At 43.3% G+C, this 9,006-nt stretch carries 6 protein-coding genes; all 6 read right to left on the bottom strand.

Annotated elements, in window-relative coordinates; translation table 11 throughout:
- On the bottom strand, positions 1–434 hold a 434-nt coding region (locus tag IQ264_RS11480), incomplete at its 3' end, for a UDP-3-O-acyl-N-acetylglucosamine deacetylase (RefSeq protein ID WP_193980907.1).
- Positions 435–555: 121 nt separating this feature from the next.
- The gene (locus IQ264_RS11475) at positions 556–3,210 is read right to left on the bottom strand and encodes a BamA/TamA family outer membrane protein (RefSeq protein WP_193980906.1); all 2,655 of its coding nucleotides are present in this window, start codon (positions 3,208–3,210) and stop codon (positions 556–558) included.
- A gap of 309 nt (positions 3,211–3,519) precedes the next feature.
- Entirely contained in the window at positions 3,520–4,248 is a 729-nt protein-coding gene (gene purC, locus IQ264_RS11470; protein WP_228061463.1) for a phosphoribosylaminoimidazolesuccinocarboxamide synthase, read from the bottom strand.
- Between the two features lie 170 nt (positions 4,249–4,418).
- Positions 4,419–7,064, bottom strand: coding sequence for a GAF domain-containing protein (locus IQ264_RS11465; RefSeq protein ID WP_193980914.1), 2,646 nt, complete (start codon positions 7,062–7,064; stop codon positions 4,419–4,421).
- Positions 7,065–7,405: 341 nt separating this feature from the next.
- On the bottom strand, positions 7,406–8,536 hold the full coding sequence (locus IQ264_RS11460; protein ID WP_193980905.1) for a glycosyltransferase family 4 protein: 1,131 nt from the start codon (positions 8,534–8,536) through the stop codon (positions 7,406–7,408).
- Positions 8,537–8,567: 31 nt separating this feature from the next.
- Positions 8,568–8,861, bottom strand: coding sequence for a hypothetical protein (locus IQ264_RS11455; RefSeq protein WP_193980904.1), 294 nt, complete (start codon positions 8,859–8,861; stop codon positions 8,568–8,570).
- Positions 8,862–9,006: the final 145 nt, after the last annotated feature.

The raw sequence follows: 9,006 nt of genomic DNA, 5'->3' as shown, positions 1-9,006 counted from the left end.
GTGGGGGGATTGGGGGGTAGGGTGATAGAGGTAGTGGAAGAATAATTCTCCCCATCTCCCCATCTCCCCATCTCCCCATCTCCTAATTCTGCCCGTAAGATTTCTTCTACCCAAACTTGAGCCGAGCCATCCAAAAGCGGTACTTCTGGGCCATCAATTTCAATTCTGGCATCAAGGACACCCATTGCTGTTAAAGCGGCTAATAGGTGTTCTACAGTGCGAACTCCGCTGGAATTTTCCCCCAGTTGAGTCGAAAGCAGTGTTTGAGTGACTGCTTCCAACTGAGCAGGAATAGTTGGTTGTTCTGGCAAATCAACCCTAACAAAATAGCGACCTTGACCAGGCAATGCTGGTAAAATCCGCACTTTGGTAATGATTCCGCTATGGAGTCCCACACCAGAAAGTTCAAAACTATTTGCTAGCGTTTGTGTCATTGGTCATTGGTTATTAGTCATTTGTGATTGGGAACAGGCAAAAGGCAATGAGAAAAAGGATAAATTCTTCTCCAATTGTCTCCCCCCTACCCCTGGGAACCCTTCTGCTCGTGGAACCCTATTAGAATCGTTCACCAATACCGAACTGAATGCGGCTATCACCTTCGTTATTGATACCATAGTCAATCCGAATTGGGCCTAGAGGTGATTGAATGCGAACACCAGCACCGTAACCGAAGCCAGTACCGGGTTTATTGCGGATTATGGCGGGTTTTCCGGGTACTTCTCCGGCAGTACCCAAGTCTGTACCAAAATCGAAGAAGAGTACAGCACCAATAATTGAGAATACTGGGAAGCGGTACTCAGCTGTTGCTTGAAGGTAACTGCGACCACTACCCAAGTCGCCTTCATCATAACCGCGCACAGAGTTTACGCCACCCAAGGAGAAGGCTTCGTAGGGAGGTAAATCTCCTAGAATGGTTCCACCTTGGATGTTAAAGGCAAGAGCTTGCGGGCCGGGGGTAAAGTTGGTGAATTGCACAGGAATAAAGTAGCTGTAGCTAGTGCGAAATCTGGTCATGAGGATGCTACCCTCACCAACTGGCACAGATTGTTCTAGACCGACGCGGAAGATGGAACCTCTGGTGGTGCGAGTTGGGTTGTTACGCTTATCGCGCACCGCACCAAATTGCAATGTGAATAGGTCATCTATCCCTGTGCCGCTAAAGCTGAGGTTGTTACCATACTCATCTCTGGGGCTGAGTTTGCCATCAGAATCACGAATGGAAACGTTTTGATACTGTAATCCTAAAGAGGCTACCCAATCTGATTCTGCTAGGGGATTAGGAGACAAAGGACGGGTAAAGGTGACACCACCGCCGAGTCGGAGAACTCTGGGTGTGTCTCCGTTTGGTAAGTTAACTTCTGGGTCGCCACCGTCAAAAATCAGGGAGATCGATCGTCTTCTGAACAAGTTAACCGTGTAAGAAGTCCGGTAGGGGTCGCCAGCAATCCAAGGGTCAGTAAAGCGCACATCAAAGAGAAACTCCCTTTGACCTAATTGCACTTCTAGGCCAACTTTTTGGTTTCTCCCGAACAAATTCTGCTGTTGATAGCTTGCCGTACCAAATAAACCTGCCGCCGAACTAAAACCTGCCCCAGCTGCGATCGAACCACTATTTCTTTCCCGAACATTCACTTGTACTGTAACCTTTCGGGGGTCTTGACCAGGATTCAATGATAATTTCACGTCATCGAATAAGCCCAAACCAAACACCCGCTGTAAATCCCGTTGAATTTCATTTCGGTTAAATACTGTACCGGGCTTAGTTGCCATTTCTCGTGAAATGATATACGGTTTGGTGTTTCCCCTGATGGGTTGACCTTGAGCGTCGGTAGTTTCTCCTTCCTTATTCAAGAACTGCACTTGAATATCTTCCACAACCCCTTCTGCTACTTCCAGAGTTACAACACCTTCAGGAGAAACTTTCGTATCTACTATCTGTGCTAGAACATAACCTCTATCCTTATACCACTGCTCTAGCTGCTTGATCCCGGCTTGCAAGTCCCGGAAATTCAGAATTTCGTTGTACTGTTCCCGGAAAACTTGATCTAGCAAGTCTTTTGGCAATACTTGGCTACCTTCTACTTGTACCGATCGCAACACTGGGTTAGGCTCTACAACAAATGTTACCCGCACACCCAAGGGTGTATCAGTAGGTTCGGCTCTGACTCTCGAAAAATAACCAGTTGCAAAAATCGCGTTAATGTCATCTTGTAATTGTGACTTAGTAGTAGTTCTTCCCGGACGGGTGCGGATGGCATTATAAACAATGTCTTGCAGTTTTCCTTCTACACCACTCACTAACACTTCTGCTACTAATACGCGGGGTTCTCCTTCAGAAGAAGGCGCAGCTGGTTGAGGCTTAGGTTCATTAGTAGGTATAGAAGGAGGCGCATTCTGCTCCAGAGTTGGTAAAGGGGGAGGAGCAGCTGGTTCTCTAGGGGTTTGTGGTTGAGGAGTTTGACCTTCAGCAGGAGGTGTATCTGGTTCTCTAGGGGTTTGTGGTTGAGGAGTTTGACCTTCAGCAGGAGGTGTATCTGGTTCTCTAGGGGTTTGTGGTTGAGGAGTTTGACCTTCAGCAGGAGGTGTATCTGGTTCTCTAGGGGTTTGTGGTTGAGGAGTTTGACCTTCAGCAGGAGGTGTATCTGGTTCTGGCGATGGGGAAACAGGTGGTTCTGGTTTTGCTGGTGCGTCAGTAGCGGGTTGTGCTTGTACTGTAATTACCTGATTAAGATTTGGGTAAGGCCGAAAATCAGAAATATGGTTTAAGGAATAAAAACTGTTCTGCTGTAATTCTGTATCTTTGGGAGAGTAATGGGCAAGATGTTCCAGCGGCAGAGTAGTTGTGGGAAACACATTAATGTGTGCTTGTGTTTCTGGCTTTAGCACTGCGTTAGAGGAATTTTCTACCTCGAATGAGGAATTTGATAGGGCGGAAATAGTAATTTCCGGCTTTGAATTTTCTGCTGTCGAAGTGAGTGTTTCTGACTCTTGTGCAGGTTTATGAGTAAGAGAATTAATTATATTGGCACTCTCGACTGATAGCGAAGCGGGGTTTTCAGATGCTTCTAGCGAATGAGCAGCAAATTCTAATTCATTTAGATGTTTGATTGCTGTTGCGGATTTGTTTTCCGTAGTTTGCCCGGAGGCTGGATGTGAGTTACCCAATGTAACCCAAGCAACAGCTGCTACCAAGACTGGAGATAAACGCATTTTGTTCTCGTTATTTACCACTTCCACACACCGTCGTTAATGAGAGAGTTTTTTAGTCTACAGTGTTAAAGCCTATTTCGGTTTTAGCTTTTACACTGTAGACTCCCAACCAGGGGACTCTTCACAATTACAGTATTCAACACAACACAATATCACCTGTTTGGGCAATACCTAATTATCTGCTTGGTTGGGATCATGTGCCGAATTTGGCAATTTGGCAAGGGCTGGGGGGAAGTTTTGAGTTTTGAGTTTGTTTGGAGAGTTTTAAGTTTTGAATTTTTTTCTCTCCTGCCCCTGTGCCCCCTGCCTTTATTTTGTGCTAGTTTGGGCTAAAACTCGCTCTAGGACTTGTTGATAGGCGTTTTCTACGTTGCCTAAGTCACGACGGAAGCGGTCTTTGTCCATGACTCGTTTTTCTGCGTCTGTTTCTGACTGATTCCACAGGCGACAGGTGTCGGGGCTGATTTCGTCAGCTAGGAGGATTTGTTGGGTTTCATCTAGGCCAAATTCTAGTTTGAAGTCTACTAAGGTGATGCCACATTGGTTGAAGAATTCGCTAAGAATTCGGTTAACTTCTAGGGAGAGACTTCGTAGTTGTTCGATTTGTTCCGGGGTGGCTATTTGCATTACTGATATGCGATCGATCGTGAGTAATGGATCTCCCAAAGCGTCATTCTTATAATAAAATTCCACTAAAGGATTCGCTAAAATTTTTCCTTCTGGTAATCCGGTTTGTTTACAAAGACTACCAGCTGCAATATTTCTCACTACTACTTCTAAAGGCACGATTTGCACCCGACGCACTAACATTTGGTCTGGGGCTGTTTGTTCTAGAAAATGGCTGCGAATTCCCGCTTGCTCTAAAAGTTTAAATAGGTGTGTAGAAACGGTGCAGTTAATTTGTCCTTTGCCAGAAATTTGACCACGTTTTTGAGCATTAAATGCTGTTGCGTCGTCTTTGTAATGAGCTAGCAAAATTTCTGGTTTGTCGGTTGTGTAAATGATTTTGGCTTTGCCTTCGTAAAGTTTTTGGTTCATAGTAATTAGCTCTCTCGTACTTGTGATGGAAAATAGGAACACAAGGGGTCTGGGAAAGTTTTGAGTTTTAAGTTTTGAGTTTTGAGTTAGGAAGAAAGTTTTGAGTTTTAAGTTTTCTCCCCTGCTCCCCTGCTTCTCTGCCCCTGGAGCCCCTCTGCTCCTCTGGCCTTTTATTTAGTTGTCATTTCGTGAACTCCATCCCATTCTTTGGCAGGAGGTTGACTCAGATATGTTTTGGCTCTTTCGAGATGAATGTTTAGTGCTGGGTCATCTGGTTGAAATTTTTGCGCTATTTCAAATTCGGCAATTGCTTGATAAAATTTTCGGTTGAGGAAAGATTCTCTACCTAAGTTATAATAGTATAAAAATTGTTGGGTTTCTGGATCTAGGGGTTGAGAGCGATCGCTAATTAATCGGTAAATTTTTACAGCTTCTTGTTTGCCTTTGACGCGAATTTTATCTAACTCCTGTACCCAAATATGTTGGTGACATAAGTTATAAGTAAACTCGCTTAAAATGATATCGCATCGGTACTCTTTAGTCACGCCTTCTAAGCGAGAACTTAAATTTACTCCATCACCAATCACTGTATAATCCATGCGTTTATGTGAGCCAATATTTCCTGAAACTACTTCTCCCGAACTAATACCAATTCCAATGGCTATTATTGGTTGATTTTTGGCTCGACGTTGTTGATTAAATTTTGCTAAACGCTGACGCATATCCAAAGCTGTTTTAACTGCTTTCCAAGCATGATCTTGTAATGATAATGGTGCGCCAAATACAGCCATTAAAGCATCTCCAATAAATTTATCGAGAGTGCCTTCATGATCGAAAACTGCTTCTACCATTGTTTCAAAATACTGATTTAGCAGTGATACTACTTCCCCTGCGCCTAAGTTTTCTGTGATGGTGGTATAGCCGCGAATGTCAGAAAATAAAATTGTGACTTCTTTTCTTTCTCCAATCATCAATGTATCTTCTGCTTGCGCCATGACTCGTTCTGCGACTCCGGGAGTCATGTAACGATACATAGCGTTTTTCATTCTTTTTTCTTGAGAAATATCTTCTAGAACTACTAAACCACCTCGCACATCTCCGTCTGGATTTGTCAGTGGTTTAACTGAGAGATTAACACTTCTTTCGATATGTTTTATCTGGTCTTTGTGAATTTGGTGAGTAATTTCTTCTTCTGTACTTGGGAGAATATTTTCTGCGCTTGGTTGTGGTTCATTCCAAGGAATGTAGTATTCGGGGTTTTTGCGATCGGGAATTGCTAAAATACATTTACATCCGGCTATTTCATGACCATTTTGATTCGCTATTTCTGCCAAATTAATATGGTTGGTTTCCCTAGAGCAGCTTTCTGTAACAAATAAACCTACAGTCAAATTTTGTTCGGGAACATAGTGATTTGCGCCATTTTTTAAACTATCTTCTAAGCGCATTTGTAAATTGTCAATTGGTACTATTTCCCAAACTAACCGACCCATTAATTTTTGTTCCCAATTAGATTTATGAATTCTGTCGCTAGTCTGTTTTACTGGGCAACCCAACAATTCTAAAGCAGCATCATTAATAGTAACAATTCTACCTACCATATCTGTAGAAATTACTGCATCGGACAGACTTTGTAGAATATCTTTTTGATATTGTTTTTCTAGTAATACACTTTCAAAGAGTTTGGCATTTTCTAAGGCTATTCCTGCTTGAATATTAAATGCTCGCATAAACTCTTCATCAGAAGAGGTAAAACTACCTTGATATTTATTAATTAGCTGAGTTACACCAATTAAATTACCTGCTGAATTATAAACTGGTAAACAGAGAATATTTTTGGTGCGGTAGCCTGTGCGCTGGTCGGTAGTAGGATCAAAGCGCGGGTCTTTGTATGCGTCAGGAATGTTTAAAGGTTGGCCTGTGGAAGCCACATAGCCTGCAATTCCCTTATTTGCGGGAATGCGAATTTCCAACATTGTTTTCCCATCGGCGGCGGCTACTTTTGTCCAAAGTTCGTTACTTTCTTTAAATAATAAAAATAGTGTACTGCGATCGGCCTGCATTAAAATACGGGCTTGCTCCATTACCGACTTTAAAGTAGCTTCCAGGTCGAGACTTTGACCTAAAATTTGCGTAGCTTTCAGTAAAGCATTAGCACCACGTTGATTTCTTCCGGCCTGATAAAATAACTGACAACTTTCCAGAATTACACCGATATCATCGACAAATCTCTGAAATTCCTGCTCATCTTCTTCATTAAAAGGTTGGTTGCCAGCTTTATTAGTTAGCTGAATTACAGCTACTATCTGCCCTTTACTACTTTTGACGGGCATACAAAGAATATCACGGGTGTGATAACCAAGTTGTTTATCCAAGTCAGGATTAAACAAGGGATGGCTGTAAGCATCAGGAACAATCAAAGATTTTTCTGTGTTAGCTACATGACCTGGAATACCTGCATTTAAGGGGAGGCGAACTTCTAAAGGTTTATCACTATTTGCTTGGCGTATTTTTGACCACAAATAGCCCTTGGCGTTATCAACCAAGTAAATGGTGCTTTGTTCTGCTTGCAGGACTTGACCCATTTTCAGGGTAATTACTTCTAGAATATCTTCCAGCATGGTTTCTAGAGCTTCATTGTTAATTAATTCAATGGCTCTGAGAAATTGCTGGAATTCGGCGGTGATGAAGTCGAGAAGACAAATAAATTCCTTAACGGAAATGTTTCTGACTCGCTCAAGCAGGGCTTTGACGCGGTGCTGCTGAGTTAGCTGGGTTAACGTGGTTAAGACGCTACCAGTGTTGGGGAATGTCATACTCATGAGGTTTTACAGGGTGAAGCTTCTAGAAATAGAAGCTCTTTTCCATTTGCAGAACATGGAAGTGACAGGTCATTGAACGCAGAAGGTCTGAAGGGGTAAAAGTCGAATTTGTGGGCTTTTTCCCGATGATTTTTGGCTCTGCTGCTCTCCCATGCTATTTGTTTTACCCTGACCCCTAGCCTAACTGACCTACTTCGACAAGAAAGTAGATGACCTACTACGAATGTATCTGCATTAATCGGTGAGTTACAAGTGTTTGAATCACAAGTTAGTTGGATTAGTAGCTAAATAAATTTAGCTTCTTCATAGAGTATGACAAATTCCAGAAGGTAGAATTAGGCTGCTTTGGGCAAGGAAGAGAAGGCTACGTTTTGATAGTAGCGTTGTAGTTGTCTGGTGGCGGCTGCCCAACCCCATTTTTCGGCTTCTTTGCGGGCGTTGTGACGGAGGGTTTCTCGTTCTTCTTGATGGGCTAGTAGGCGAATTGTGGCGTTGATAGCGCCTTGTTCGTCTGTTGGGTCGAATAGGTAGCCGTTTTCGCCGTCGGTGACGATATCGGGGATGCCACCGGAACGGGCGGCGATGACGGGACAGCCTGCTGCCATTGCTTCTAGTAGGACTAGTCCGAGTGTTTCGGTGCGGGAGGGGAAGATGAAGGCATCGGCGGAGGCGTAGGCGGAGGCGAGTTCTTTGCCTCGGAGGTAGCCGACGAAGTTGGTGAAGGTTCCGGCGAAGTGTTTTTCGAGGGCTTCACGGTTTGGGCCATCTCCGACTAGGGCGAGGCGTGAGTTGGGAATTGCTTCTAGTATGGGTTTGATGCGTTCGATTTCTTTTTCTGCGCCTAAGCGTCCGATGTAGAGGAGGAGGGGACTTTCGGGGTGTCCTTGGCTGAGGCGCGATCGCATTTCCTGGCTGGCTGTGTCAGGATGAAATAATTCGGTGTCTACTCCTCTTTGCCATAAATCTACTCTTTCAATGCCGTGATTGATTAATTCTTGTACCATTGCGGTGGAGGTACAAAGGTTTAATTCGGCTTGATTATGGGCTGATTTTAATAGTTCCCACAATACTCCTTCTAACATTCCTAATCCGTAATGTTGCAGGTATTGGGGTAGGTGGGTGTGATAGGAGGCGACGATGGGAATTTTTAAGCTTTTCCCATAAAATATTCCTCCTAATCCTAAGACTGCGGGGTTAACTACATGAATAATATCTGGTTGAAATTCTTCTAGTGCTTTGCCGATCGCAGGTCGAGGAAATGCTAATTTTAGTTCTGGGTACATGGGTAAAGGTACGCCAGAAACTCCGTAAACTTTGGCTCCTTTATATTCAGTGATGCCATAATCTGGGGAAAAAATTAGTACTTTATCCCCGCTTCGTTGTAGATGCTCAACTGTGTGGCAAAGGCGAGTTACAATGCCGTCAATTTTAGGCAGAAATGTTTCTGTGAATAAGGCTATTCTCATAACTAGTCATCGCGCATTAGTCATTTAACAATTAATTTCTTGGGTTTTGAATGCAGATCCCATGAATACCGATGGCGGCAATTATGCCTCCCAATAATACTCCTACTCCTTCAGCAAAACAATTAATGCGATGTCTATTTTCTGCGGCTTGAGCGATCGACAATTCATTAATTGTTGTGGTTTTAAGTCTGGCAATTTTGGCGTAATTTTTGTAGCTACTATCTAAAACTGCCCATTCTGGGAATAGGTAGTAAAGACTTATGCCAGATGCGACAACACCGGGCATAACTACTGTGAGCAACAATATCAGTATTTTTCTGTTCATGCTTGCTTAATTAGGGAATTTTGGCAATTAATTTCTCTGCCTAGTTTGAGTCAACAGTTTTTCATTCCCCCCAACTCTCTGGAAAAGAGAGTTGGGGGGAAGACAATGAATTCACATCTGGAAAACTTGCTTTTTTTACAGGCTT

Origin of the sequence: [Phormidium] sp. LEGE 05292 (assembly GCF_015207735.1) — a bacterium.
GTDB lineage: Bacteria > Cyanobacteriota > Cyanobacteriia > Cyanobacteriales > Aerosakkonemataceae > Floridanema.
This window is presented reverse-complemented; position numbering and strand designations above follow the sequence as displayed.